Annotated in this window: 24 protein-coding genes; 9 read left to right on the top strand and 15 right to left on the bottom strand. The window is 71.8% G+C overall.

Going from position 1 to position 24,974, the window contains the following annotated elements; translation table 11 throughout:
• Nucleotides 1–145 precede the first annotated feature (145 nt).
• From ACRWK8_RS11275 to ACRWK8_RS11225, 11 genes are all read right to left on the bottom strand, one after another.
• On the bottom strand, nucleotides 146–742 hold the full coding sequence (locus tag ACRWK8_RS11275; protein WP_378739916.1) for a bifunctional 4-hydroxy-2-oxoglutarate aldolase/2-dehydro-3-deoxy-phosphogluconate aldolase: 597 nt from the start codon (nucleotides 740–742) through the stop codon (nucleotides 146–148).
• Nucleotides 735–1,709, bottom strand: a complete 975-nt coding sequence (locus ACRWK8_RS11270) for a sugar kinase (protein ID WP_431870086.1) — start codon at nucleotides 1,707–1,709, stop codon at nucleotides 735–737. The genes ACRWK8_RS11275 and ACRWK8_RS11270 overlap by 8 nt, the downstream gene beginning before the upstream one ends.
• The gene (locus tag ACRWK8_RS11265) at nucleotides 1,706–2,575 is read right to left on the bottom strand and encodes an SMP-30/gluconolactonase/LRE family protein (RefSeq protein ID WP_378739912.1); all 870 of its coding nucleotides are present in this window, start codon (nucleotides 2,573–2,575) and stop codon (nucleotides 1,706–1,708) included. The genes ACRWK8_RS11270 and ACRWK8_RS11265 overlap by 4 nt, the downstream gene beginning before the upstream one ends.
• 17 nt (nucleotides 2,576–2,592) lie before the next feature.
• Nucleotides 2,593–3,738 carry a galactonate dehydratase gene (gene dgoD / locus ACRWK8_RS11260; protein ID WP_378739910.1) on the bottom strand — a complete coding sequence of 382 codons (1,146 nt, stop codon included), beginning with the start codon at nucleotides 3,736–3,738 and terminating at the stop codon, nucleotides 2,593–2,595.
• The gene (locus ACRWK8_RS11255) at nucleotides 3,735–4,466 is read right to left on the bottom strand and encodes a FadR/GntR family transcriptional regulator (protein WP_378740476.1); all 732 of its coding nucleotides are present in this window, start codon (nucleotides 4,464–4,466) and stop codon (nucleotides 3,735–3,737) included. The genes dgoD and ACRWK8_RS11255 overlap by 4 nt, the downstream gene beginning before the upstream one ends.
• A gap of 25 nt (nucleotides 4,467–4,491) precedes the next feature.
• Nucleotides 4,492–5,247, bottom strand: coding sequence for an SDR family NAD(P)-dependent oxidoreductase (locus ACRWK8_RS11250; protein ID WP_431870083.1), 756 nt, complete (start codon nucleotides 5,245–5,247; stop codon nucleotides 4,492–4,494).
• Between the two features lie 62 nt (nucleotides 5,248–5,309).
• Entirely contained in the window at nucleotides 5,310–6,527 is a 1,218-nt protein-coding gene (locus ACRWK8_RS11245; RefSeq protein ID WP_431870081.1) for a DUF4380 domain-containing protein, read from the bottom strand.
• Nucleotides 6,524–7,615 carry a zinc-dependent alcohol dehydrogenase family protein gene (locus ACRWK8_RS11240; RefSeq protein ID WP_431870079.1) on the bottom strand — a complete coding sequence of 364 codons (1,092 nt, stop codon included), beginning with the start codon at nucleotides 7,613–7,615 and terminating at the stop codon, nucleotides 6,524–6,526. Before ACRWK8_RS11240 ends, ACRWK8_RS11245 begins: the two co-directional genes overlap by 4 nt.
• Nucleotides 7,616–7,636: 21 nt before the next feature.
• Complete coding sequence (locus ACRWK8_RS11235) at nucleotides 7,637–8,644, bottom strand: ABC transporter permease (protein ID WP_431870077.1); 1,008 nt, start codon at nucleotides 8,642–8,644, stop codon at nucleotides 7,637–7,639.
• 14 nt (nucleotides 8,645–8,658) lie between these two features.
• Complete coding sequence (locus ACRWK8_RS11230; RefSeq protein WP_431870075.1) at nucleotides 8,659–10,188, bottom strand: sugar ABC transporter ATP-binding protein; 1,530 nt, start codon at nucleotides 10,186–10,188, stop codon at nucleotides 8,659–8,661.
• A 49-nt stretch (nucleotides 10,189–10,237) separates the two neighbouring features.
• Nucleotides 10,238–11,236: a substrate-binding domain-containing protein gene (locus ACRWK8_RS11225; RefSeq protein ID WP_378739898.1), complete on the bottom strand. Its 999-nt coding sequence runs from the start codon at nucleotides 11,234–11,236 to the stop codon at nucleotides 10,238–10,240.
• A 471-nt stretch (nucleotides 11,237–11,707) separates the two neighbouring features.
• Here ACRWK8_RS11225 and ACRWK8_RS11220 point away from each other — a divergent pair, with 471 nt between their 5' ends.
• From ACRWK8_RS11220 to ACRWK8_RS11190, 7 genes are all read left to right on the top strand, one after another.
• Nucleotides 11,708–12,592 carry a glycoside hydrolase family 16 protein gene (locus ACRWK8_RS11220; protein WP_378739896.1) on the top strand — a complete coding sequence of 295 codons (885 nt, stop codon included), beginning with the start codon at nucleotides 11,708–11,710 and terminating at the stop codon, nucleotides 12,590–12,592.
• A gap of 73 nt (nucleotides 12,593–12,665) precedes the next feature.
• A complete protein-coding gene (locus ACRWK8_RS11215) occupies nucleotides 12,666–13,295 on the top strand; it encodes a TetR/AcrR family transcriptional regulator (RefSeq protein WP_378739894.1) in 630 nt (209 codons plus the stop codon).
• A complete protein-coding gene (locus tag ACRWK8_RS11210; protein WP_378739892.1) occupies nucleotides 13,292–14,029 on the top strand; it encodes a DUF4097 family beta strand repeat-containing protein in 738 nt (245 codons plus the stop codon). Before ACRWK8_RS11215 ends, ACRWK8_RS11210 begins: the two co-directional genes overlap by 4 nt.
• A 282-nt stretch (nucleotides 14,030–14,311) precedes the next feature.
• Entirely contained in the window at nucleotides 14,312–15,610 is a 1,299-nt protein-coding gene (locus ACRWK8_RS11205) for a YeeE/YedE family protein (RefSeq protein WP_431870072.1), read from the top strand.
• A gap of 57 nt (nucleotides 15,611–15,667) precedes the next feature.
• Entirely contained in the window at nucleotides 15,668–16,333 is a 666-nt protein-coding gene (locus ACRWK8_RS11200; protein ID WP_431870070.1) for a YdcF family protein, read from the top strand.
• Nucleotides 16,334–16,464: 131 nt separating this feature from the next.
• Nucleotides 16,465–17,895 carry a rifampin monooxygenase gene (rox, locus tag ACRWK8_RS11195; protein ID WP_431870068.1) on the top strand — a complete coding sequence of 477 codons (1,431 nt, stop codon included), beginning with the start codon at nucleotides 16,465–16,467 and terminating at the stop codon, nucleotides 17,893–17,895.
• Nucleotides 17,896–17,981: 86 nt separating this feature from the next.
• A complete protein-coding gene (locus ACRWK8_RS11190) occupies nucleotides 17,982–18,464 on the top strand; it encodes a YbaK/EbsC family protein (RefSeq protein ID WP_378739884.1) in 483 nt (160 codons plus the stop codon).
• 29 nt (nucleotides 18,465–18,493) lie between these two features.
• Here ACRWK8_RS11190 and ACRWK8_RS11185 read toward each other — a convergent pair whose 3' ends face one another.
• On the bottom strand, nucleotides 18,494–18,976 hold the full coding sequence (locus tag ACRWK8_RS11185; protein WP_378739882.1) for a hypothetical protein: 483 nt from the start codon (nucleotides 18,974–18,976) through the stop codon (nucleotides 18,494–18,496).
• Between the two features lie 185 nt (nucleotides 18,977–19,161).
• On the opposite strand from ACRWK8_RS11185, the gene ACRWK8_RS11180 reads away from it, so the two are divergent.
• Nucleotides 19,162–19,755 (top strand): hypothetical protein, encoded by a 594-nt coding sequence (locus tag ACRWK8_RS11180; protein ID WP_431870066.1) that lies wholly within the window; start codon nucleotides 19,162–19,164, stop codon nucleotides 19,753–19,755.
• Between the two features lie 15 nt (nucleotides 19,756–19,770).
• On the opposite strand, the gene ACRWK8_RS11175 is transcribed toward ACRWK8_RS11180, so the two are convergent.
• From ACRWK8_RS11175 to ACRWK8_RS11165, 3 genes are all read right to left on the bottom strand, one after another.
• Nucleotides 19,771–19,899: an MFS transporter small subunit gene (locus tag ACRWK8_RS11175; RefSeq protein ID WP_378739878.1), complete on the bottom strand. Its 129-nt coding sequence runs from the start codon at nucleotides 19,897–19,899 to the stop codon at nucleotides 19,771–19,773.
• 74 nt (nucleotides 19,900–19,973) lie between these two features.
• The gene (locus tag ACRWK8_RS11170; protein ID WP_378739876.1) at nucleotides 19,974–21,332 is read right to left on the bottom strand and encodes an L-lactate MFS transporter; all 1,359 of its coding nucleotides are present in this window, start codon (nucleotides 21,330–21,332) and stop codon (nucleotides 19,974–19,976) included.
• A 177-nt stretch (nucleotides 21,333–21,509) separates the two neighbouring features.
• Nucleotides 21,510–22,448 (bottom strand): LysR substrate-binding domain-containing protein, encoded by a 939-nt coding sequence (locus ACRWK8_RS11165; RefSeq protein WP_431870063.1) that lies wholly within the window; start codon nucleotides 22,446–22,448, stop codon nucleotides 21,510–21,512.
• 149 nt (nucleotides 22,449–22,597) lie between these two features.
• On the opposite strand from ACRWK8_RS11165, the gene ACRWK8_RS11160 reads away from it, so the two are divergent.
• Nucleotides 22,598–24,883, top strand: a complete 2,286-nt coding sequence (locus tag ACRWK8_RS11160) for an FdhF/YdeP family oxidoreductase (protein ID WP_378740474.1) — start codon at nucleotides 22,598–22,600, stop codon at nucleotides 24,881–24,883.
• Nucleotides 24,884–24,974: the final 91 nt, after the last annotated feature.

Here is a 24,974-nt window from a genome sequence, read left to right as displayed (position 1 = left end):
TCCGTCCATCACAGCCGACAGGGATGAGAGAGCGATGAGAGCCCAGGTCACAGAGGTGTGTTGGCCCCGGTCCCCGGGCCCGATGGTAACCCCGCCGCTCCACCCGGACGGCCGCCCGCACGGCCGCCCGGCCCCCGCGACGGGCTCAGACCAGCGCGGCCAGGAGGGGGATCTGCTCGGGGTCGGTCAGCGCGGATCCGACCGCCACCATCCGTGCCCCGGCGTCGAGGTACCGGCGGGCGTTGTGGGCGTCCATGCCGCCGGTCGCCACGATCCGCACGTCCGGGAAGGGTCCGGACATCGCCCGGAACCACCCCGTGCCGAGCGACGAGGCGGGGAAGGCCTTCACCCAGTGGCCGCCCGCCCTCAGCACCCCCTGGATGTCGGTGGGCGTGGCCACACCGGGCAGGTGGGGCATACCGGCGGCCTCCGACAGGGCCATGACCTCGGCGTCGAAGCCCGGCGCGACGGTGAACGCGGCGCCCGCCTCGGACACCGCACGGACCTGTTCGGGGGTGATCACCGTGCCCGCGCCGACCGGGTGTCCGCGCTCCGCCCCGGCCCTGACCGTGGCGTGCAACGCCTCCAGCCCCTCGGGGTCGCGCGCGGGCACCTCGATGGCGGTCACCCCCAGGTCCCAGGCGCGCTCGGCCAGTTCCACCGTGGTGCGCACCGGCATGCCCCTCAGGATGGCGAGCACGCTGTGTTCCGCGAACAGGCCGTCCAGACCCTCGTCACTCACTGCTGACTCCTCTCGTCGCGGCCCCGGCCGCGCGTTCGTTCCAGTGCTCGTCGGCCACCGCCAGGAGCTCGTCCACCTGGTCCGGCGGAGGCGGGTCGGCCAGGTCCCCCGTCACCCGCAGGACGCGTCCGGCGCACAGGTGCCCGAGACGCAGGCGTTCCCGGCCGCCCAGTCCGCGCAGGTCCCCCGCCAGGTATCCGGCGGCGAAGGCGTCCCCCGCCCCGACCGGCTCGACGACCTCCACGGTGGGCGCGGGCACGTACACCCGCGTGCCACCGTGGAACTCGCTGGCGCCGTGTTCGGCGTCCTTGACCACGAGGCGCTCGACGTCGGGCAGGAGCGCCCGGACGTCGCGGTCGGTGGAGGTGCCCCACAGCTCCTCGGCCTCGTCCCTGCCGACGAAGACGATGTCGGCGAGCCGGGCCAGCGCGAGCAGACGCGGAGCCGCCTCCTCCGGCCCCCACAGTCGGGGCCGGTGGTTCACGTCGAAGCTCACCGTCAGGCCGGGTGCCTCCAGGAGTCCCTGGGTCAGGGCGTCGCAACCCGGGGACAGCGCGGGGGTGATCCCGGACAGGTGGACCCTGCCGGCGGCCCGTACCCGTGGATCCCCGACCAGCTCCGGGCCGAGCCCGGAGGCCGCGGACCTGGTCCTGTAGTAGTGCACGGTGCTTCCCTCGGGCGAGGGATCCTTGGCGAACACGCCCGTGGGACGGTCCCGGTCGACACGGACCCCGGACACGTCCACCCCGCTCTCGCGGAGGGTGCGCGTGACCAGACGGCCGAAGGGGTCGTCCCCCACGGCACTGAGCCAGGCGGCCCGGTGTCCGAGCGCGGCGAGCCCGGAGGCGACGTTGGACTCGGCTCCAGCGACCCCCATCGTCAGGAGCGGCGCCTGGTCCAGCGGTGTCGGGTCGGCCGCGGTGAGCAGCAGCATCGTCTCACCGACGCAGACGATCTCGGCGCTCACACCGCACCCCCGAACTGGTGAACCAGCGGTCCCCCGACCTCCACGGGAACCGAGAACACGGCACCGTCACCGGGGCCCGGCCGGTCGAGGCCGACCGTCGCGGAGGTGACGAACAACCGTGGCACCGGGCCACGGGTGACGCACACGCTCGTGGGCTGGACGGCGGGGACCGTGACCACGCGCTCCAGGGTTCCGTCGGGATCGTAGCGGTGCACCCGACCGGCGCCCCAGACAGCGACCCACAGGTGCCCCTCGTCGTCGACCTGCATACCGTCGGGGCTGCCCTGTGTGACACGGGCGAAGACCGACCGGGCCCCGGGTTCTCCGCTCGGGGACACGTCGTGGACGTCGATACGCCCGTCGGCGCTGTCCGCCAGGTACATGCGGGAACCGTCCTCGGTGAAGGCCGGGCCGTTGGGAACGGTGTAGCCCTCGAGGACGCGGGAGAATCCGCCGTCGGGGTCGGCGCGGTAGACGGAACCGGCACCCCTGGTGCCGTCGTAGGCCATCGATCCGGCCCAGAACCTGCCCGCGGGGTCGCAGCATCCGTCGTTCATCCGCATCGGCACCGCCGCGTGGTCCTCCGGCCTGGCCAGCCACACCACTCCGCCGTCCTTGGAGACGACGGCGACTCCGGTCCCGACCGCCGCCACGTAGGACCCCGGACGGCCCGACACGGGGGCGACCGCCCCCAGGGGCGTGTCCAGGGACAGGACGACCTCGGCCGGACCGGGCGAGCCCGGGTCCAGGCGCAGGAGCCTGCCGGTGAGGATGTCCACCATGAGCAGGTGCCGACCGTGTCGGCGCAGCCCCTCCCCCAGTTCGAAGCGTTCGGCGCTCCATGGTTCGCTCGTCACGCGCGTCATCTCCTCCCTCCTCTCCTTCACCACTCCGCGAACGACCCGTCCTCATGGCTCCACACGGGCGACCGCCAGCGGTGGCCCCCGCGGTCCGCGCGGCGCACGGCGTCCTCGTCCACCCGCACTCCCAGCCCCGGGGCGTCGGTCCGGTGGATGTGCCCGTCGGGAAAGGCGAAGACCTCGGCGTCCAGGACGTAGTCCAGCAGCTCCGCGTCCTGGTTGTAGTGGATGCCGATGCTCTGTTCCTGGATGAGGAAGTTGGGGGTGGCGAAGGCGACCTGGAGGCTGGCGGCCAGGGCCAGCGGGCCGAGCGGGCAGTGCGGGGCGAGCAGGACGTCGTAGGTCTCGGCCAGGGAGGCGATCCTGCGGACCTCGGAGATCCCTCCCGCGTGGGAGAGGTCGGGCTGGGCCACCGCGATGCCCGCCTGGAGGGCGGGCAGGAAGTCGGTCCGGCTGAACAGGCGCTCGCCGGTGGCGATGGGCACGGGACTGCTCCGCACGACGTCCTGGAGCAGGTGACCGTACTCGGGGAGGACGGGTTCCTCCACGAACATGGGCCGCAGCGGCTCCAACAGGGGCAGGACCCTGCGGGCGGTGGCCGCGTTGAAGCGACCGTGGAAGTCCACCGCCACGTCCCGGTCCGGGCCGAGCACCTCGCGCACGCTCGCCAGACGGTCCACGATGCCGTCGATCTCGCGCACGGTCGCGGAGCGCCCCATCACTCCGGAGCCGTTCATCTTCACCGCGGTGAGACCGGTCTCCACGCGCGCGCTGACCCTGTCGACCAGTTCGGCCGGGTCGTCGCCGCCGACCCAGCCGTAGACCCTGACCTTGTCGCGGACCGGACCGCCGAGGAGGCGGTGCACGGGCACGCCCAGGCTCTTGCCCGCGATGTCCCACAGGGCCTGGTCGAGCCCGGCCACCGCGCTGGACAGCACGGGACCACCACGGTAGAAGCCGCCCTTGGTCAGTCGCTGCCAGTGGTGCTCGATCGGGGCGGGGTCCTGTCCCAGGAGGAGTTCGGACAGCTCCTCCACCGCCGCCCGCACGGTCTCCGCACGCCCCTCGACGACCGGCTCGCCCCATCCGACGATCCCCTCGTCGGTCTCCACCCGGCACATCAGCCACCGGGGCGGAACCAGGAAGGTCTCAATACGGGTGATTCTCACTCGGGCTTCTCCCAACGGTCTTCGGACGCGTCGTGCTCGGTGACGCGGAGCAGGTCCTGCCTGGCCTGTGCCAGCAGGGAGCGCATGGCGGCCTCGGCCGCGAGGGGGTCCCCGGCGGCGATGGCCTCGGTGACCGCCTCGTGGCTGGGCACCGGGTCGTCGTGGTCGCCTCCGTGGACCAGGCGGTCGCGTTCGGAGAGCCCGGCGGAGAAGAAGACGTCGGTACGGGTGAACAGCTCGTTGTGGGTGGCCGCCAACAGGGCGCGGTGCCAGCGCAGGTCGGCTCGGACGGCGTCCTCGGCCTGCCCGTCCACGGTGTCGGCGATCTCTTCGAGCGCGGCCCGCAGCTCGGTGACGTCGTCGTCCTCACGCCGCCGCGCCGCGAGCAGGGCGGCGGCGGGTTCGAGCGCGTCGCGCAGCTCGGCCAGGTCACGGAAGAAGACGTCACCGGCCCCGGCCGCCACCTGCCACCGGACCACGTCCGGGTCGAGCAGGTTCCAGTCGCCGCGCGGGCGCACGAAGGTGCCCTTCTTCTGGCGTGAGCCCACCAGCCCCTTGGCCGCGAGCACCTTGATCGCCTCGCGCAGGGCCGTCAGGCTCAGGTCGAGTTCCTCGCTGAGTTCGGCCAGATCGATGGTCTGGCCCTCCGCGAACTCCCCGGCCAGAACCCGTTCCCCGAGCAGTCGCACCGTCTGGCCGTGCACGCCGCGCCCCGAATAGGCGGCCATCATGTCCTCCGTTCCAGGCGCCCGGTCACGACGACGCCTTGTAGATACTCCACCCTCCGTCGACCGGAAGACTCGCCCCCGTGACGTAGGAGGCCTCGGAGGAGGCGAGGAAGGAGATGACGGAGGCGACCTCGTCGGGGTCACCGAAACGCCCGGCGGCGGTCTGGGCGACGCTGGCTCGGCGGTCCTCCTCGCCCACGTCCTCCCATGCGGCGGTGAGGACGGGGCCGGGGAGCACGCAGTTGACCCGCACGCGCGGGCCGTACTCGACGGCGAGCTGGCGGGTCAGCGCGGTCAGCCCGCCCTTGCTGGTGGCGTAGGCCGGTCGGCCCGGAAGCCCGAACCAGGCATGGACCGAGGACGCGATGACGACACTGCCTCCGACGGCGGTCAGGTCGTCCAGACAGGCGCGCACCCCCAGGAAGGCGCCGGTGAGGTTGACGGCGATCTGGCGTTCCCAGGAGGCGAGCGTCGTCTCGTGGGCGGGCGCCTGCTCGAAGGTGTAGGCGTTGGAGACCAGGATCCCCACGGGACCGAAGGTGGTGCGGGCCCGTTCCACCACCCGCTCCCACGAGCCCTCGTCGCTCACGTCCGCCGTGACCGCCAGGGCGCTTCCCCCCGCAGCGCGGATGCGTTCGGCGGCCTCCGCGACTCGGGGTGACAGGTCGGTGAGCACCACCGACGCGCCCTGCGCCGCCAGGCGTCGGGCGGTGGCCTCACCGATCCCCTGGGCCGCTCCGGTGACCACGGCCGTGGTTCCCTCGTGCCTGGTGTTCGTCATGTCTCTTCCATCGGATGGTGGGTGCGCCCCGGACTCTCCGGAGGCGCCGGTCGGCGTCCCGTTCACGACCGCGCCGCGAACACGACGTCGGGGTCGGGGTCGGTACGTGGGTCGGCCTCCGGGACCGAAACGGTGAACCGGGTCGGTTCACCCGGAACGGTCCGTGCGAGGGTGCGCCCGGATCGGCGGTGGACCAGGGCGCCGTGCCGTGTGGACGTGAACGAGCCGACCAACCGCGCCGTGCCGGTCCCGTGACCCTCCCAGCGGGGTCGCTCGCTCCAGAATCCGTCAGCCGTCACCTCCGAGACCGGTTCCCGGCCCGAACCGAAGCCGAAGTCGACCGCCAGGCTCACGCGTTGCCCGGGCGCCAGTTCGGTGAGGGGCCCGAGTGCCTCGACCTCGATCACGCGGTCCACCGGGCACAGCCCGCCGAGGTGCTCCAGTGGACGGCTCAGCGGAGTCTCCAACCAGACCTCGGCCACGGACCCGGCGTCCGGGTAGTCGGCCCCCTCGGTGACGTCGAAGCGCTGGGTGAGGGTGCCCGCGGCCCCCACGTTGGCCAGCCATCCGGACGCGGTGGGGAAGCCGACCTTGCCGACCACCTCCTGTGACGGCACCCGCAGTACGGAGGGCACGTGCTCCACGACTCGCGGGCGGCCGTTGCCCGAGACGAGGGGCACCGTGTGCGGGCCCTCGCCCCTGACCCCCACGAAGACACCGTCGGTGGCCCCGTCCGAGGACCGGGCCCCGTCGATCTGGGTCACGTTCCACAGCGCCCACCGGCGGTCCGTCGTGGAGGCGTTGACCGCCTCCAGGTCCAGCCGGTAGCCGGCGGCCCCGGGTTCCATGGTGAGTCGGCGGGACAGACGCAGACCGGTCCTCGGATCGTCCTCGCTGGTGAGGGTGAGCACGACGGACCCGCCCGGGCCGTCCTCCACCCGAACGCGGTAGGCGCCCGAGTCCAGGACGGGATCGGGGGGACCCGCCCACTGTCCGGGCCCGTCCCACCCCTGCGGCGCGGGCCAGGTCTTGTCCCCGCCGACGTTGTTCCACGCGCTCATCGGCCCGTCCACCGGCCCGAGCGAGACGCCCTCCACCGGACGCAGGTCCTCGCCCAGCAGGCGGTCGTTCCGGTACAGGTGTTCCTGGTCGCGGTGGCGCACGGACAGCACCCGGCCGCCCAGACCGGGCGCCGCGACGACCCGCACCACCCCGTTGTCGAGGTGGATCAGTTCGTGTGTCCCCGAGCCCTCGCGCCGCACGCGGACGAGGGCACTCACCCCTGCTCCCGGTTCACCAGGCACACCTTGCCCCGGCTCTCCCCCGCGGCCAGGCGGTACGCGGTGTCGGCGTCGGCGAGGTCGAAGCGGTCGGAGACCACGCGCTCGGGCGAGACCCCCCACCGGACCAGGTTCACCGACAGTTCGGCCATGGCGGGCAGCGAGGTCACCCAGGAGGCGTACAGGGTGAGCTGCTTGTGCAGGAGGGTGTCGGAGACCTCGGTCTCCAGGGTGCCTCCCTCACCGACCAGCGAGACCCTGCCCCACTCCGCCGCGTGTTCCAGCGCCAGCGAGCGTCCCGCGCGCGACCCCGAGCAGTCGATGACCGTCGCCGCGCCCCGGCCGGAGGTGACCCGGCCGATCTCCTCGGCCGCCTCCTCCGGGGAGGCCAGGGCGTCGAACACGTCCAGGGTGGAGGCCCAGTCCCGGCGCCTGGCGTTGGGTTCGACCCCGATGACGCGGGCCGCGCCCATGCCGCGGCCGATCACGCCCGCCGCCAGACCGACCGGGCCCAGACCCACGACCAGCAGGTCTCCCTCTCCGTTGACACCGATCCGTCGCAGCCCCTCGTACGCCGTGCCGAAGCCGCAGGCGATGAGCGCGCCGTCCACGAAGGAGAGCTCGTCCGGCAGGGGGACGCAGGTGGCCTCCTCCGCCAGCAGGTACTCGGCGTGGCCGCCGTCGCGCTGCCAGCCGTAGGAGGCCCGTCCCGGGTCGGTGCAGCTGATCATGTAACCGCGTCGGCAGTTGTCACACAGACCGCATCCCGCGATGTGGTAGACGATGACCCGGTCACCCGGCCCGAACCTGCGGCAGCCGGGTCCCGCCTGCACGACCGTGCCGGAGGGCTCGTGTCCGGCGACGACCCCGCGGTAGGCGGGGCCGTCGATCCCCCGGTGCGTCCTGTGCTCGTGGTAGATGAACCCGATGTCGCTGCCGCAGATCCCGGAGGCACCCACTCTCAGGAGGACCTGGCCCGGACCCGGTTCGGGCACGGGGAGCGTGTCCACGACCGCGGTGGAGTCGCCGGGAAGCCTCACCCCGCGCATGGTGGTGGGCGGTTGTGCGCCGAGGGCGGTGGCGTTCATGGTGGAGTCCCCCTGTTCGGGCTAGGCGAGCCGGTTGGCGGCGCTGCGCCTGCTGATGATGACGTTGATGAGGACGGCCCCCACGATGATGAGGCCGCGGACCACGTCCTGGAAGAAGGAGTTGACGCCGAGCAGCACGAGGCCGTTGGCGATGACGGTGATGAAGACGACCCCGAGGAGGGTGCCGACCAGAGATCCGCGCCCGCCGGCGAGCGCCGTCCCACCGATCACCACGGCGGCGATGACGTCGAACTCCAGCCCTGCGGCGGCACCGCCGTTCCCCGATCCCAGCCGGGCGGCGAGCAGCACGCCGGTGATGGCGGACAGCAGGCCGGTGGTGGCGAACAGCAGGACGCGTACCCGGGCCACGTTGATGCCCGCGAGCTGCGCGGCGGCGGCGTTGCCGCCGGTGGCGTAGACGGAGCGCCCGTAGGCGGTGTACCTGGCGACGTACGCGAAGACCGCGAAGAGGACGAACATGACGATCGCGGCCGTGGGCACGCCCAGGACGGAGCCGCCGAGCACGTCGAGCAGCGCGCTCTCGGGAAGGGGCACGGGCAGCGCGTCGGTCATGTAGAGCGCCATACCGCCGAGCACGCTCCACAGGCCCAGTGTGGTGATGAAGGAGGGCACGTTGAACCGGGCCCTGAGCCACCCGGCGAGACCGCCCCAGAGCACGCCCATGGCCAGGGTGAGCAGGATGGCGCCGATCACGCCGAGGTTCCACTCCGTCGCACCCGTGGCGACGATGACCGAGGCGAAGGCCACGGCCGGGCCGATGCTGATGTCGATCTCCCCGGCGATGATCACCAGGGTGACGCCCCACGCGGCGATGCCGATGGTCGCCGCGTTGCGCAGGAGTCCGAGCTGGTTCTCCGGGCTCAGGAAGCCGGAGGCCGAGAGGCCGAGACCGACGTAGAGCAGGAGGATCGCGGCCAGGAGGCCGATCTCGTTGAGACGGTGGCCGTAGCGGCCGATGAGGTCCCCGCGGGCGTGGACCGCCTCGCCGGTGATCTTGGTGGTGGTCATTCCTACCTCGCCGTTCACGCCGCCATCGCGGCGGCCATGATGTTGTCCAGGGTGATGTCGTCGCCGGAGAACTCGCCCTCGAGGCGTCCTCCGCGCAGGGCCAGGACGCGGTCGCACACCAGCGGCAGCTCCTCCAGCTCGCTGGAGACGAACAGGACCGCCGCGCCCTGCTGGGCGAGTTCGCGCACGATGCCGTAGATCTGGGCCTTGGCCTCCACGTCCACGCCTCGGGTGGGTTCGTCGAGGAGCAGGATGCGGCTCCCCGCGTGCAGCCACCGGCCGATGACGGCCTTCTGCTGGTTGCCGCCGCTCAGGTTGACGATCGGGGTGTCGGGCGCGGCCGTCTTGATGGACAGGCGCTCGATGAGCGCGCGGCCCAGGGACGACACACGGGAGGGGAGCACGGTCCCCGCTCTGGAGGCCCCGCCGAACCAGCTCATGACCATGTTCTCCGAGACGCCCAGGAGAGGGACCACGCCCTCTCCCTTGCGGTCCTCGGGAGTGATCCCCACACCCAGCCGACGCATCGCGTGCGGTGTCGGACGGACCACCTCGGTGCCCTCGACCTCGATCACGCCCCGGGCCGGGGTGAATCCGGCCAGGGCGCGGAGGAGTTCGGTGCGGCCCGACCCCATCAACCCGCCGAGCCCGAGGACCTCCCCCTGACGCAGGTCGAACGAGACGTCCTCGATCTTCGGCGGGACCGACAGGTCGCGGACCGACAGCAACGGAGGACCCTTGACGGCCGTGACGCGCGCCACCGGGGCCTGCGCCCGCTCGTCCCCGTTCCCGTCCCCGAGCATCAGGGAGACGATGCGGTCGGTGGTGGCACCCCGGACGGGCACCGTCTCCACGACCGCGCCGTCCCGCATGACGGTGACGGAGTCGGCGACGCGGCGGATCTCCTCCAGCCGGTGGCTGACGTAGATGACCCCGACCCCGTGTGAGGCCACACGGGTGACGGCCTCCAGGACGGCCTCGGCCTCAGCCGCGGCCAGGGCGCTGGTCGGCTCGTCCAGGATCAGCAGGCGGGGCCGCGTCAGGAAGGCACGCGCGATCTCGACGAGCTGTTGCTGGGCCAGGGGAAGTTCCCCGACCCGGGTCTCGGAGGCGATGTCGACGCCGAGTTCGCCGAAGATCTCCTTCGCGCCCGCTCGCATCGCGGCGTAGTCGATGCGCCCGCGGCCCGTCGGCCAGGTGCCGAGGTAGAGGTTCTCGGCGGCCGAGAGCTCCGGCACCAGGCTGAGCTCCTGGTAGACGGTCCCGACTCCGAGTTCGGCGGCACGCCGGACGCCCCCGCCGTCGAACGGGACGCCGCCGAGTTCGATCCGGCCCTCGTCGGGCGTCTCGACACCGGCCAGCAGACGGATCAGGGTGGACTTGCCCGCGCCGTTCCGCCCGAGGAGCGCCCGGACCTCTCCGGCGCGGATCTCGAAGTCAGCGTGGTCGAGCGCGGTGACTCCGGGGTAGCTCTTGGTGGCGCCTCGGACGCGGGCCACGACTTCGGCGTCGGGAGCCGCGGCGTCGGCGGTGGTCTCGCTCATGGGTGCTCCACAGGTGGGACGGCGGAAGTTGGCGCGAAGGGGCGGGCGGTCACGGGATGCCGTCCGGGTGCGTCTCCAGCCACTCTTCTCCGTGCTCGGGGGTGGTGTAGAGGTCGATGGGTGCCGGGGTGACGAACTCCTCGGGCTCCTCCCCCGCGATGACGCGCTCGACGGTCTCTCCCGCGAGCAGTCCGACCGCGGTGCCGGAGATGTCGACGTTGGCCTTGAGGACGCGGTGGTCGGCCAGGGCGCGGGCCGCGTCCGTGGACATGTCGCTGCCGAAGACCACGACGTCCCCGGTGCGGCCCCGGTTGCCGACGGCTCTGACCGCGCCCATCGTGGCGCCGCCCGCCTCGCCGTAGAAGGCGTCCAGGTCGGGGTGGGCGGTCAGGAGCCGTTCGCCCACGTCGACGGCCTCGTCGATGGTGGCCCCCTCCTGGTTGGCCACGATCCGGGCTTCGGGCAGGCGGGCGAAGAGCGCTTCCTCGAACCCCTCGCGGCGCTGGACGCAGACCTCGACGAACTCGCAGTTCAGAACGGCGATCCGCGGGTCGTCCACACCCTCACCCTCGAAGTGGTCCGCGGCGGCGTCGCCGAGCTGGCGGCCGAACTCGTGGGGGTCGCCGAGGATGTAGGCGGTCACGTACTCGCGAGCGGCCTCGTCCTCGATGCAGGTGTTGTAGCAGACGACAGGCACCCCGCTCTCGTGTGCCAGACGCAGGGCGGGGATCGAGGCGGTGGCCGAGACCGGGGACAGGACCAGGACGTCGACGCCCGCCGAGGCCGCCACGTCGACGAAGGTGCTCTCCTCGGAGGCGTCGCCGCGAGCGTTGAGTTCCAGCAACTGGAGTTCGCGTCCGGAGTCCTCGGCGTGGCTCTGCATGCCCTGCCGGACTCCCGCGTAGAACCCCTGGGCGTCCATGTAGACGACGCCGACACGGCCGTCCTCTCCCAGCCGCGCGCCGCATCCGGCGAGAACCAGCACACACAGGGCGGCGGCGAGGGAGACGAGCGCTCGGCTCCTCGGGGGTGGTGGTCGCCTGACCATGGCCTACTCCTTGGCGTTGGGCACACGCGTTTGACCTGCGTGAACAGCCACTTCGACTGGAGTCGAGAATGCCAGAGTGATCCAGGTAACGTCAAGAATAAATACTAATTAATTATTTTTGAGGGCAGTGAGTCGCCACGGAACCCCGAAGCCGTACCGGACGGGCGCCTGACAGGCGGACCCGGGGGCGGGAGGGAACGACGGGTCGCGGGCGATCTCCGCGCGCGACCGCACCCGCAGTCGACCCCGTCGGACCCCCGACGCCCGACGCCCGACTTCCGTCGCGCAGACCCCAGAGATGGGAGCGTTCCCAATTTCCCCCCGAGACCCCCTTGTGACACCACGGAGCGCGACCGTACAGTCGCTTAACACTCGTTCAGCAGAGTGCGCCGGCCCCTCGGACCCGCGCGAGACCCGCTGGCCCGCGCGTACCGAGGCCCGGACCCGCCCCCCGACCCCCGGAGGACCACCATGGGCCACCGATCGACCGCGACACCCCGGAGCGGCGGCACCGTGCGCCGCACCGTCACCACCACCGTTGGCCTCGGAGCCGCCTTCGCTCTCACCGCCACCGCCCTGACCTGGACCGGAAGCGACGTGACCGACAACAGCGAACTGACCTCCACCGACGCCTCACAGGCCGCGCTGGTGTGGTCCGACGAGTTCGACGGCGCGGCGGGCGACGCCCCCGACCCCGCGAACTGGAACCACGAGACCGGCGACCACGGTTGGGGCAACCAGGAGCTCCAGAACTACACCACCAGCCGGGACAACTCCGCCCTGGACGGCGAGGGCAACCTCGTCATCACCGCGCGTCAGGAGGCCGACGGCGGCTACACCTCCGCGCGGTTGACCACCCAGAACAACGTCGAGCACGCCTACGGCCGCATCGAGGCCAGGATCAAGGTGCCGACCAGCCAGGGCGTCTGGCCCGCCTTCTGGATGCTCGGCTCCGACTTCCCGGACACCCCGTGGCCGGACTCGGGCGAGATCGACATCATGGAGCACATCGGCAGCGAGCCCGGCACCGTCCACGGCACCGTGCACGGTCCCGGCTACTCCGGCGGCGGGGGCGTGGGCGCCTCCTACGACCACCCGGACGGCGGTGCGTTCCCGGACGACTTCCACGTGTACGCGGTGGACTGGACGCCCGAGTCCATCACCTGGTCGGTCGACGACGTTCCCTTCAACACCGTCACCCCCGCCGACGTGAGCGGCGACTGGGTGTTCGACCAGGAGTTCTTCATGATCCTCAACGTCGCCGTGGGCGGCGAGTGGCCCGGCTACCCGGACGAGACCACCCAGCTCCCGCAGGAGATGGTCGTGGACTACGTCCGCGTCTACGACACGGAGTGACCCTCCCCTGACGCCGGCCGGCCGCCGGATACCCACGGGTATCCGGTACCGGTCGGCATGTTAGGTTCACCGCATGGACGGCCCACCGGAACCCACGCCCCGCGTGCCCCGCGCGGAGGTGCGCCGCCGACTGCTCGCCGCCGCCGCGCGCGTGTTCGCGGAGCGGGGCTACGCGGACAGCCGTCTGGACGACGTGGCACGCGCCGCCGGGTTCACCAAGGGAGCCGTCTACTCCAACTTCGGCGGCAAGCAGGACCTCTTCGCCGCCGTGCTCGGCGATCGCGCCGACCACCGGTTCGCCTCCACCGCCCTGGAACGGTCCGCCACCCCCGAGGACGCGGTGGTGGCGATCGCCCGCGGGATCGCCCTGCACGTCACCGAGGACACCCAGCGCGGTCGTCTCGCGCTGGAGTTCGCCGCGCACGCCACCCGGCACGGCCCCACGGCCGCCGCCGTCACCCGGACCCGCCGCGCCCAGCGCGAGACCGTCACCGCGCTGGTCACCGAACTCACCGAGCGGCACGGAGTCCGGTTCACCGCCGGGCCGGAGACCGTCGCCCTGACCCTGCACTGCCTGACCAACGGCCTGTCCATGGAGCACCTGGCCGACCCCGAGGCCGTGGACGCGCGGGCCGTCGAGGACACCCTGATCACCGCCCTGGCCGGGTTCACGGCCCGCCCCCGACACGAGGAGACCCCATGAACCCGCCGACCACCCGCGTCGCCCTCACCACCGGTGGAGCGCTCCTGACCCTGGGGCTGCTCGCCGCGTGCGGTCAGGTCGACGAGCTCGGCGAGCCGGAGGAGAAGACCTACGAGGACGTGCCCGAACTCCTCATCGTCGAGGTCGACAACGCCGCACTGGAGATCATCCCCGACGACACCGACCAGGTCCGGGTGGTCCGTGAGGCCTCGGGCGACGCGGGCGGGGACTGGGAACTGGTCGGTGACACGCTCACCCTGGAGGTGAGATGCGGTGCCATCTCCGACTGCCGGGTCGGCTACCGGGTGTACGTCCCGGCCGACACCGCGTTGGCGGTGGAGACCGACAACGGCGCCGTCGACGTCTCCGGTTTCACCGCCCCGATCGAGCTGGCCTCGGCCAACGGAACGGTCGAGGTCTCGGACGTCACCGGACCGCTCACCCTGACCTCCGACAACGGCGACATGAACCTCACCGGGATCGGCTCCGACTCCGTGAGCGCCGCCACGGACAACGGCAGCATCGACGCCGTCTTCTCCGAGGCCCCCACGGAGGTGGAGGTGAGCACCAACAACGGCGTCGCGACGGTCGCGCTGCCCGGCGGCCCGTACGCGGTCTTCGAGACCTTCGACAACGGCGAGGTCGTCAACGAGCTCCCCACCGACGACTCCAGCACGAGCACGGTCACCGCGCGGACCGACAACGGCACGATCACCCTGGTTCCGACCGGCTGAGCCCCGTTCCACCAGCTCCACCCGGGGCCTCCCCGACCCCGACCCCGGGTGCGGTCGGAGCCATGCCCTAGAATCACCCCCATGTCCGGTCCCACACGTTTTCTGCGCATGGCTCTGATCTCCATGTCGCTCACGAGCACCGATGACGGCCTCTGTCGCCGCCGGTGCCGTCTCCGCGTGCGCTGACCCGACCGTCTCCCGCGCTCCGACGCGGCACCGGTGTGCCCTTGGCGTTCCCGCGACCCCGTGTCGCCCCACCCCGTCACGTTTGGACACATCCCTGTGACCGCAACACCCACCAAGCCGACCGGAAATTCCGGGTCGGACGTCTCTCCCGCCCTGGCCCTGAAGTGGAACCCCACCCTCTCGGTCCCGCCGCCGCGGGCTCCCGCGGCCGAACCCGTGCGCTGGTGGCCGCTGGGAATCGCGCTGCTCGGCGCCCTCGGCCTGGCCGCGTTCGTCTGGTCCGAACACGGCGCCCTGCCCGCCGTTCTTCTGCTCCTGGGCACCGGCCTGGGCTTCACGCTGTTCCACTCCCGGTTCGGCTTCACCTCCGCCTGGCGGCAGTTCCTCGCCGTGGGCAACGGCACCGGCCTGCGCGCCCACGCGGTCCTGCTCGGCACGACCGCGACCCTGTTCGCACTGGTCATCGGCACGGGTACCGGCCTGTTCGGAAACGAGCCCGCTCCTTCGGCCGGGCCGATCGGCATCGCCCTGTTCGCGGGGGCTTTCCTGTTCGGGATCGGCATGCAGCTCGGCGGCGCCTGCGCCTCGGGCACGCTCTTCGCCGTCGGCTCCGGCCAGTCCGCCATCCTCATCACACTCTTCGGCTTCATCGTCGGTTCGCAGATCTACAGCCTCGCCTGGCCGCTGGTCTCCGACCTGCCCGCGATCCCGCCGGTGCTGCTCTCCGACCACGTCGGCTGGGGCGGGTCCTGGCTCGTCACCATCGCGGCCCTGGTCGCCATCGTGGTCGTCACCCGGCTCGTCCAGAACCGGCGCGTCCCCCCGCCCGTGGGCGCCCCGCCGTCCGCCGAGGGAGTGGCGCGGATCGTACGCGGCAGCTGGCCCCTGATGGCCGGAGCCCTGGTGCTGGCCGTCCTGGGCACCGGCGTGCTCGTGGTCTCCGGGGGCTCGTGGGGCATCACCTCGGCCTTCAACCTGTGGGGCGCCAAGGCCCTCCAGCTGGTCGGGCTCCAGCCCGAGACCTGGGCGTTCTGGTCCCAGCCGGGCCAGGCCGAACAGCTGGCCGGTCCGGTCCTCCAGGACAAGAACAGCCTGACCAACATCGGCATCATCCTGGGCGCGGCGGTGGCCGCCGGGGCCGCGGGCACCTGGAAGTGGCACACCGGTCTGAGCTGGAACCTGGTGGCCGCCGGTCTGGTCGGCGGGATCCTGATGGGTGTGGGCGCCCGGCTCGCGGGCGGCTGCAACATCGGCGCCTACCTCGCCGGGATCGGCTCGGGCAGCCTCCACGGCTGGCTGTGGGCGGTCTTCGCCCTGGCCGGGACCTGGGCCGGTCTGCGGGCCCGCACTCTCTTCGGCCTGGGCGTGCCCAAGCCGAGCGACAGCGTCTGCTGACCGCTCCGCCGCCGTTCTAGGGTGCGAGGGACAGGGAACGGCGGCGGAGGGAACGGTGTGGGAGCGAACGCGGAGCTGACCGAGGAGGTCCGCCAGCGGGCCCGGATCGTCTGGGACTACCAGCGCCTGGACCAGGAACCGCGCGGGTGCGACGTGGCGGTGGTCCTGGGCAGCCACGACCTCGGGGTGGCCACGACCGCCGCGGACCTGTACCGGCGCGGGTTCTTCCCCCGCATGGTGATCAGCGGAGCCAACAGCCCCTCCACTCTCGCGCGGTTCCCCCGGGGCGAGGCCGTGCACTACCGCGAGCACGTCCTCGGTCGGGGTGTCCCGGACGCCGCGATCCTGATGGAGACCCGGGCCACCAACACCGGTGAGAACCTCCGACACTCGCGCGCCCTGCTCGCGGACGCGGGGATCACCGTCCGCTCGGTGATGCTCGTGAGCAAGCCGTACATGGAACGCCGTGCGCACGCCACGACGCGCAGGGTCTGGCCCGAGGTGGACACGGTCAGCGCCTCGGCGCGGACCGGGTTCGACGAGTACCTGGGCAGTGTGGGCGACGACCGCCTCGTCATGGACACGATGGTGGGCGACCTGCAACGGGTGATGGAGTACCCGGCCCGGGGGTTCGCGGTCCCGCAGGAGGTCCCCGACCGGGTCCGTGAGGCCTACGCGTACCTGGTGGCGGCCGGGTACGACGGCCACCTGATCACCCCCTGACCCACCAGTCCCGTGAGGGTTCCTCCGACCGCCGGGCCCGGTGGCTTGCCACGGGCCCCGGTCCGGGGCACAGAATCGTCCTCGTCACCGGAGCCCACACGGGGCGCCCCGGGACAGGGAACGGGGAACGTATGGACGTGGACGTGATCGTGGTCGGCGGCGGTCCCACCGGCATGATGGTCGCCGGTGAACTGCGTCTGCACGGCGTGGAAGTGCTGGTCCTGGAACGGGACGAGGAACCGACCAGGGTGGTCCGCTCCCTCGGACTGCACGCACGCAGCATCGAGATCATGGACCAGCGAGGACTGCTCGACCGGTTCCTGGAGCACGGGACGCGGTACCCCCTCGGCGGGTTCTTCGCGGGCATCCCCGCACCCGCCCCGGAGGGGCTGGACTCCGCGCACGCGTACGTGCTCGGAATCCGCCAGCCCGTCACCGACCGTCTGCTGACCGAACACGCCGTGGAGCTCGGCGCCCGGGTACGGCGGGGCGCCGAGGTGGTCGGGTTGGAGCAGGACGAACACGGGGTGGGTGTCGTTCTGGCGGACGGCACCCGACCCCGTGCCCGGTACCTCGTCGGCTGCGACGGGGGCCGCAGCACCGTGCGCCGCCTCCTCGGGGTGGACTTCCCTGGGGAGCCCTCCACCTCCGAGACCCTGCTGGGCGAGATGGAGGTGAGCGCCTCCCCCGAGACGGTGGCGGCCGTGGTGACCGAGGTGCGCCGGACCCAGAAGCGGTTCGGTCTCGCCCCGATCGACGGCGCGGTCCACCGCGTCATCGTGCCCGCCGCAGGGGTGTCCGAGGACCGCACCGTCCCCCCGACGCTGGAGGAGTTCCGGGAACGGCTGACCGCCGTGGCGGGGACCGACTTCGGCGTGCACTCCCCCCGCTGGCTGTCGCGGTTCGGCGACGCCACCCGCATGGCCGACCGGTACCGGGTCGGGAGGACCCTGCTGGCCGGGGACGCCGCGCACGTCCACCCGCCCGTGGGCGGCCAGGGGCTCAACCTCGGCGTCCAGGACGCCTTCAACCTGGGATGGAAGCTGGCCGCCGAGGTCCGGGGCCGGGCGCCGGAGGGGCTGCTGGACAGCTACGCGTCCGAACGCCGCCCCGTGGCCGCCGACGTGCTGGACCTCACCCGCGCGCAGATGCAGCTGATGTCCACCGAGCCCGGCCCACAGGCGGTACGGCGCCTGATGACCCGGCTGATGGACTTCGAGGACGTGAACCGCTACCTGACCGAGAGGATCACGGCGCTCGCGGTCCGCTACGACTTCGGGGAGGGCCCCGACCTGGTGGGGCGCGCGTGCCGTGACCTCACCCTGGAGCGGGGGCGCCTCTACGAGTTGCTGCGCGGCGGGCGGGGCCTCCTCCTCGACCGGACCGGACGGTACTCGGTCACGGGGTGGGCGGACCGGGTCGACCACGTCGTCGACCCCTGTGAGGAGCTGGACGTGCCCGCCGTGCTGCTGCGCCCGGACGGCCACGTGGCGTGGGCGGGACAGGAGCGGCCGACACTGGACGCGGCGTTGTCCCGCTGGTTCGGCCCGCCGGTCGGCTGAGTGACGGCGGCCGGGCGTATCCGCTTCGGTCCCCGCCGTCGGCCGTGCTCCGATAGCCTGCGGCCGGAGACGACGAAGGGATCGAGATGGACCAGGTCCAGGACCTACCGGAACGCAGCCGCGAGGTGTCGCGGGCTCTCGACGCGCTGGGAGTCGGAGGACGGGTGCGCGCGCTGCCCGCGTCCACCCGGACCGCCGCCGAGGCGGCCGAGGCCCTGGGCTGCGAGGTCGGCGCGATCGCCAACAGCCTGGTGTTCATGGCCGACGGCGCGCCCCTGCTGGTGATGACCAGCGGACGGCACAGGGTGGACGTCACCCTGCTGGCCGAGCGCCTGGGCAGGGAGGTGATCAGGCGCGCCACCCCGGAACAGGTCCGGGAGGCCACCGGCCAGGCCATCGGCGGGGTGGCACCGATCGGGCACCCCGCGCCGGTCGAGACCGTCGTGGACCCGGCTCTGGCGGACTACCCGCGACTGTGGGCGGCGGGAGGCACCCCCCACACGGTCTTCCCGACCGACCACGCCGAGCTCCTGCGCATCACCGGTGGCGCCCCCGTCGCCGTCAACTGAGGACTGCCCCCACGACCGGGCGGCGCGGCTCAGGGGGCGGCGGTCCGTTCCGCCCGGTGGAGCACCCTGTCGGCGGCCCAGGCGAGGAGGCCGCAGACCGCCCCGACCAGAATGCCGGTGACGACACTGCTCAGCGCCGCGAAGCCGCGCGTGATCAGCGCGTGGGCCACGGGCGGGAGCTCACTGAGATTGCCGCCGAGGGTCGGCGGGTCACCCTCCCAGGCCGTGGTCCACAGGATCTGGTGTCCGAGCATCAGGAACACCCCGTACAGGAGCCCCACTGTCAGGAGCGTCCCGAACGGGTTCGGGACACGGCGCCAGAGCACCACGGCGATCCACACCAGCGGCGGGACGAACACGAACAGGGCGTTGACGAGGGTGCCCTCCCGGATGACGCCGAGGTCGTGCAGGACCACCCGGGGAGCGGCCAGCAGGGCCAGGGCGACGAGGACGGGGAACGGGAGCCCCGGCCCGCTCCGTCGGGGCGAAGCGGGACTGTGCGCTGGGTTCATGGCTTCACGCTAGGAATCCCGACCCCCGGACGCGTCGTTCCCTGGTCTCGACCCGCTACGTCGAGGGGCGTCACCGTTCGCCCGCCCCCGCGTACCCCGGGTGCGCCCTCCCAGGCGGGACGGTGTGCGGTACGGTCGCCCTGAGCCCCGGGCCTGAGGGCCCGCCCCGGGAAGGACGCCCCCACATGACCAGAACCGGTTGGATCGTGACCGCGATCAGTACCGTGGTCGCCCTGATCATCGGGTTCGGCGCGGGGTGGTGGGTCCAGGGCACCTCGGAGGAACCCGACCCACCAGCCCCTCCCGCCCCTCGCAGCACGCATCCCGACGACGTCGAGGAGCGGCCCGAGACCGGGTTCGACCCGGTCGTCGTCGACCTCGACCAGACCCACGACTTCGGTGACGGGTTCTCCATCGGGCTGAGCGGGTTCGAGCGCCGTGTCGAGGAGGGCGGTGTCGACCCGGACACCGGCGAGGAGGGCGACCTGCCCTATCTGTCCTGGACCGTGGAGGTCACCAACGAGGGCTCCGCGACCGTGCCGAGCGGCCTGGTGACCCGGTCGTGCTCGGTGGGCGACCCGCTCCGCGAGTCCGGCTCACCCGTGCTGGGCGACAGCGTGAACCCGCCGGAGAGCCTGGAGCCCGGCCAGTCCGGCAGCTGGGACGAGGACTGCTGGGCCGACGAGGACGACCGCCAGATCCAGTACACGGTCGAGTTCCACGACCAGGACTTCGTCCCGCTGTACCCGCCGGTCACCTTCGCGGGGAGCGTCGGCTGACCGGCGGGCGACGTCCTACCCGGTGAACAGGGCTGCCGCCTGGATCGCGGTGCTCACCACGCCGTAGCCCAGGGCGACGACCACGACCGCCCACAGGAAGAGCGCGGCGCCCTTCGACGCCTGGTCACGTGTCCGCTGTTCCATCGGATCCTCCTTCACCGACCCCGACGGGGTCCCTCGGTCTGCTCGGTGGTCCACGGTCTCGTGGGCCCCGGCGCTCACACGGGCTCCCGGGACGTGTCGGCGTCCTTCGGCTCCGCCACGGGCGCGGCCTTGGGCAGGGGGCGCACCAGCGCGTTGGCCACGAACCCGACCACCATCACACCCACCATGAGGTACAGCGAGAAGGTGTACAGGTCGGCTCCGGAACGGCCCGCCGCCAGCTGCTGGTCCGCGATCACGTTGACGATCAGCGGCCCGGCGATCCCCGCGCACGACCAGGCCGTGAGGATCCGACCGTGGATGGCTCCGACGTTGAAGGAGCCGAACAGGTCCTTGAGGTAGGCCGGGATGGTCGCGAAACCGCCGCCGTAGAAGGACAGGATGACCCCGGTGACCGCCACGAAGAGCACCACCGAGCTGGTCCCGGCCACGGCGATCAGCACGTAGAGCAGGCTCCCGAGCCCCAGGTAGCCGATGTAGGTGCGCTTGCGGCCGAGGAGGTCGGAGGTGGAGGACCACACGAACCGGCCGAGCATGTTGCACAGGGACAGGAAGCCGACGTAGCCCGCGGCCTCGGCCGGGCCGACCCCGGTGAAGAAGTCCTGGACCATCGGCGCGGCCTGTTCGAGGATGCCGATGCCCGCGGTGACGTTGCAGAACAGGACGATCCACAGCAGCCAGAACTGGCGGGTACGGAAGGCCCGCTCCACGCTGACGCCCTCGCTGGCGGGGTCCACGGCGGGCGTGCCCGCGGTGTCCGTCGGCGGCTGCCATCCGTCCGGGCGCCACCCGGGCGCCGGGACCTTGACCGTCATCGCGCCGAGCATCATGGCGGTGAAGTACACGGCGCCGAGGATGAGGAAGGCGGGGACGATCGCGTCGGCGGGGGTCTCACCGAAGCGGTCGAGGAGCGCGGCGGACAGGGGCGAGGCGATCAGCGCGCCGCCGCCGAAGCCCATGATCGCCAGGCCGGTGGCCATGCCGGGCCGGTCCGGGAACCACTTGATCAGGGTGGACACCGGGGAGATGTACCCGATACCGAGGCCGATCCCGCCGATCACGCCGTAGCCGAGGTAGAGCAGCCAGAGCTGGCCGGTGGCCACACCGAGGGCGCCGACCAGGAAGCCGGTGCCCCAGCAGAGTCCGGACACGAACATGGCCTTGCGGGGGCCGTTCCGCTCCACCCACTTGCCGCCGAAGGCCGCCGAGAGACCCAGCATCACGATGGAGATGCTGAAGACCACGCCGATCGCCGTCAGCGTCGTGTCGAAGCGTTCGACGAGCGGGGTCTTGAAGACGCTGAAGGCGTACACCTGGCCGATGGACAGGTGTACGGCGAGCGCGGCGGGCGGGATGAACCAGCGGCTGTATCCGGGCGGCGCGACGCTCTTGTCACGATCGAGAAACGACAGCACTACTCATCCTCATGATTGTTTTCCGACCGGAATGCGCTTCCGCATTCCCGATTATTACGGGGAAGCGGCACAAGCATGCGCCATCGTCACACCTTGTGTGACGAGAATCAAATACACGTTCATTGTCGAACGATAGGTTCTGGTTATCAAGGGCCCGGATCGGGCCCCTGGCGGGGATCAGAGCGTGATCCCGGGGACGAGGGCCTCCGGGTGATGGAGGTCCAACCGCGCCTGGAGGTCGGCGACGGCGACGGTGTCCAGCAGGGCGCGGGCCAGCACGGGTTCGGGGTCCCGGTCCGCGACGACCAGCCCGATCTGCTTGCTGACCTCGGGTTCCACCAGCGGGATGGCCCGCATCCCCTCGGGCACCGCGTGCAGGGACAGCCAGGCGTGCGGCATGACCGCTGACCAGCGGGTCTCGTTGACGAACGAGCACAGCGCGCTCACCGAGTTGGTCTCGACCCGGGGTGCCGCCTCGACCCCCGCCCGACGGAACGCCTGGTCGACGATGCGGCGGTTCTGCATGTCCGGGGACAGCAGGCACAGCGGCACCTCGGCGGCCTCGGCCCAGGTGATGGTCTCCCGGCCGTCGAGCAGCCCCTGCTCCTCGGTGAGCAGGGCGTAACGCTCCCGGTAGACGGCCTGCTGGCGCACGTTCTCCAGAGGTTCGTTGTCGACGTAGGTCAGGCCGACGTCGATCTGGTAGTCGGCCAGGGCCCGCTCGATCTCCTTCGAGGTCATGGAGACCACCGACAGCGTGACCAGCGGGTGCATCTCGCTGAAGGCGCTGGTGATGAGCGAGATGGAGCTCAGGGTGGTGGGTATGGCCCCGATCCGCAGACGACCGCTCAACCCCTCCCTCAGGCTCCTGACGTTCTCCACCAGGATGTCGTGTTCAGCCAGGACGCGCTGCGCCCAGGCGACGATCCGCTCCCCCTCGTGGGTGAACCCGATGAACCGGTTGCTCCGCCTGACGATGGGGACGCGGAACTCGGCCTCGAGCTTGCGGATCGCGGCGGACAGGGCGGGCTGGGACACGTGGCAAGCCTCGGCCGCACGGGCGAAATGGCGTTCCTTGGCCAGCGCGGTCAGGTACTTCAGCTGGCTCAGCAACATCGCGCAAGAATACATGTGCCGGGACCCCTGCAACAACAACGCCCGAACCCTTGATATGTTCGGCCCATTCAGCACTTAACTATTCGGGACCTCTGGACAGAGGGCGACTCGGTGAGAGAATTCGAACTGTGACACACCACGACTCGGACATGCCCGACCCCGCCCAGGACGCGCCGGAGGTCGGGCCTCCCAAGCAGAGCGCGGCGGGCATCCCGGCCGTGCTCAACAGCGTGCGCCACGTCAACGACCAGGCCGGGGTGCTGCGCGGGCTGCCCGCGATGCTCGCGGTCAACCAGAAGAAGGGCTTCGACTGCCCCGGCTGCGCCTGGCCGGAGCCGGGCAAGCGCCACACGGCCGAGTTCTGCGAGAACGGAGCCAAGGCCGTCGCGGAGGAGGCCACCCGCAGGACCGTGGGCCCGGACTTCTTCGCCAGGCACCCGGTCTCGGACCTCTTCGAGCGCTCCGGGTACTGGCTGGGGCAGCAGGGCCGCCTGACCGAGCCCATGTACCTGGCCGAGGGCGCCACCCACTACGAGCCCGTCTCCTGGGACCGCGCCCTGGACATGATCGCCGAGGAGCTGCGCGGGCTGGACACGCCCGACGGCGCGGTGTTCTACACCTCGGGCCGCACCAGCAACGAGGCGGCCTTCGCCTACCAGCTGTTCGCCCGCCAGCTCGGCACCAACAACATGCCCGACTGCTCGAACATGTGCCACGAGTCGTCCGGGTCCGCGCTCGTCGAGACGCTGGGCGTGGGCAAGGGCAGCGTGTCCCTGGAGGACATGTACGAGGCCGACCTGATCATCGTGGCCGGGCAGAACCCGGGCACCAACCACCCCCGGATGCTGTCCGCTCTGGAGAAGGCGAAGCGGCGCGGCACGCGGATCGTCACGGTGAACCCGCTGCCCGAGGCGGGTATGAAGGCGTTCCGCAACCCGCAGTACGCGCGGGGCCTGCTGGGGCGCGGCACCGAGCTGACCGACCTGTTCGCGCAGATCAGGGTGGGCGGCGACCTCGCGCTCTTCTCGGCGGTGAACCGGCTGCTGCTGGAGGCCGACCAGCGTGGCGAGAAGGTCCTCGACCACGGGTTCGTGAACTCGTTCACGCACGGGTTCGAGGAGTTCTCCGAGGCGCTGCTGGCCGAGCCCGAGGACGAGTTCTGGGCGCGCACCGAGCGCGACACCGGGCTCACCCGTTCCCTGATCGAGGAGCTCACCGCCATGGTGGTGGCCTCGGAGCGGATCGTGGTGTGCTGGGCGATGGGGCTGACCCAGCACAAGCACTCGGTGCCGACCATCCGCGAGGTGGTCAACTTCCTGCTGCTGCGCGGCAACGTGGGACGGCCGGGCGCGGGTGTGTGCCCGGTGCGCGGCCACTCCAACGTGCAGGGCGACCGCACGATGGGCATCTTCGAGCGGCCCGCCGACTCCTTCCTGGACGCCCTGGGCGCCGAGTTCGGGATCGAACCGCCACGCGAGCACGGGCACGACGTGGTGAACTCGATCCGGGCGATGGCCCGCGGCGAGGTGGGCGTGTTCATCGCCATGGGCGGCAACTTCGTGGCCGCCTCGCCGGACACCGAGGTGACCGAGGACGCGATGCGCCAGGTGGGGCTGACGGTGCACGTGTCCACCAAGCTCAACCGTTCGCACGTGGTGACCGGCACCCGCGCCCTCATCCTGCCCGCCCTGGCCCGCAGCGACCGCGACCAGCACGACGGTGAGCAGCGGTGGGTGACGGTGGAGGACTCGATGGGTCTCGTGCACGCCTCGCACGGCGTGCTCCCGCCGCTGTCCGAGGGGATGCGCTCGGAGGTGGACATCGTCCGCGGACTGGGGCGCAGGGTCTTCGGAAACGACCCGGTGGACTGGGACCGGATGGCCGACTACGACCGGGTGCGCGACCACGTGTCCCGGGTCGTGCCGGGCTTCGAGGACTTCAACACACGGGCGCGCAAGCGTGAGGGGTTCGCCCTGCCGCACGCCCCCCGTGACGACCGGAAGTTCCCGACCGCGACCGGTCTGGCCAACTTCACGGTGAACGGCACCTACGCGCCGGAGGTCCCCGAGGGACGGCTGCTGTTGCAGACGCTGCGCTCGCACGACCAGTACAACACCACGATCTACGGCCTGGACGACCGGTACCGGGGCATCACGGACGGTCGGAGGGTCGTGCTGGTCAACGTCGAGGACGCCGCCGAACTGGGGCTGGAGGACGGGGCCTACACGGACCTCGTGGGTGAGTGGTCGGACGGCCGCGAGCGGCGGGCGCCGCACTTCCGGGTGGTGCACTACCCCACCGCCCGTGGCAGCGCGGCCGCGTACTACCCGGAGACCAACGTGCTGGTGCCGCTGGACTCCACCGCGGACGTCAGCAACACGCCCACGTCGAAGTCGGTGGTGGTGCGTTTCGAGCCGTCCTCGCAGGTCGGCTGAGCCGGGCGGGCGTTCCGCTCCCGGTGTCCGAGGGCCCCTGAGTCTCCGTGCTCAGGGGCCCTCGGCCGTGGTGCGGGGCCCCGGGGGTACC

Origin of the sequence: Nocardiopsis eucommiae (assembly GCF_965344335.1) — a bacterium.
Lineage (GTDB): Bacteria > Actinomycetota > Actinomycetes > Streptosporangiales > Streptosporangiaceae > Nocardiopsis > Nocardiopsis eucommiae.
This window is presented reverse-complemented; position numbering and strand designations above follow the sequence as displayed.

Bases quoted from the DNA above. Each gene is read 5' to 3' on its own strand.
- ACRWK8_RS11265 (WP_378739912.1), bottom strand. From the start codon at position 2,575: ATGACGCGCGTGACGAGCGAACCATGGAGCGCCGAACGCTTCGAACTG.
- ACRWK8_RS11255 (WP_378740476.1), bottom strand. From the start codon at position 4,466: ATGGCCGCCTATTCGGGGCGCGGCGTGCACGGCCAGACGGTGCGACTG.
- ACRWK8_RS11250 (WP_431870083.1), bottom strand. From the start codon at position 5,247: ATGACGAACACCAGGCACGAGGGAACCACGGCCGTGGTCACCGGAGCG.
- ACRWK8_RS11240 (WP_431870079.1), bottom strand. From the start codon at position 7,615: ATGAACGCCACCGCCCTCGGCGCACAACCGCCCACCACCATGCGCGGG.
- ACRWK8_RS11235 (WP_431870077.1), bottom strand. From the start codon at position 8,644: ATGACCACCACCAAGATCACCGGCGAGGCGGTCCACGCCCGCGGGGAC.
- ACRWK8_RS11230 (WP_431870075.1), bottom strand. From the start codon at position 10,188: ATGAGCGAGACCACCGCCGACGCCGCGGCTCCCGACGCCGAAGTCGTG.
- ACRWK8_RS11225 (WP_378739898.1), bottom strand. From the start codon at position 11,236: ATGGTCAGGCGACCACCACCCCCGAGGAGCCGAGCGCTCGTCTCCCTC.
- ACRWK8_RS11220 (WP_378739896.1), top strand. From the start codon at position 11,708: ATGGGCCACCGATCGACCGCGACACCCCGGAGCGGCGGCACCGTGCGC.
- ACRWK8_RS11215 (WP_378739894.1), top strand. From the start codon at position 12,666: ATGGACGGCCCACCGGAACCCACGCCCCGCGTGCCCCGCGCGGAGGTG.
- ACRWK8_RS11210 (WP_378739892.1), top strand. From the start codon at position 13,292: ATGAACCCGCCGACCACCCGCGTCGCCCTCACCACCGGTGGAGCGCTC.
- rox (WP_431870068.1), top strand. From the start codon at position 16,465: ATGGACGTGGACGTGATCGTGGTCGGCGGCGGTCCCACCGGCATGATG.
- ACRWK8_RS11190 (WP_378739884.1), top strand. From the start codon at position 17,982: ATGGACCAGGTCCAGGACCTACCGGAACGCAGCCGCGAGGTGTCGCGG.
- ACRWK8_RS11185 (WP_378739882.1), bottom strand. From the start codon at position 18,976: ATGAACCCAGCGCACAGTCCCGCTTCGCCCCGACGGAGCGGGCCGGGG.
- ACRWK8_RS11180 (WP_431870066.1), top strand. From the start codon at position 19,162: ATGACCAGAACCGGTTGGATCGTGACCGCGATCAGTACCGTGGTCGCC.
- ACRWK8_RS11175 (WP_378739878.1), bottom strand. From the start codon at position 19,899: ATGGAACAGCGGACACGTGACCAGGCGTCGAAGGGCGCCGCGCTCTTC.
- ACRWK8_RS11165 (WP_431870063.1), bottom strand. From the start codon at position 22,448: ATGTTGCTGAGCCAGCTGAAGTACCTGACCGCGCTGGCCAAGGAACGC.
- ACRWK8_RS11160 (WP_378740474.1), top strand. From the start codon at position 22,598: ATGCCCGACCCCGCCCAGGACGCGCCGGAGGTCGGGCCTCCCAAGCAG.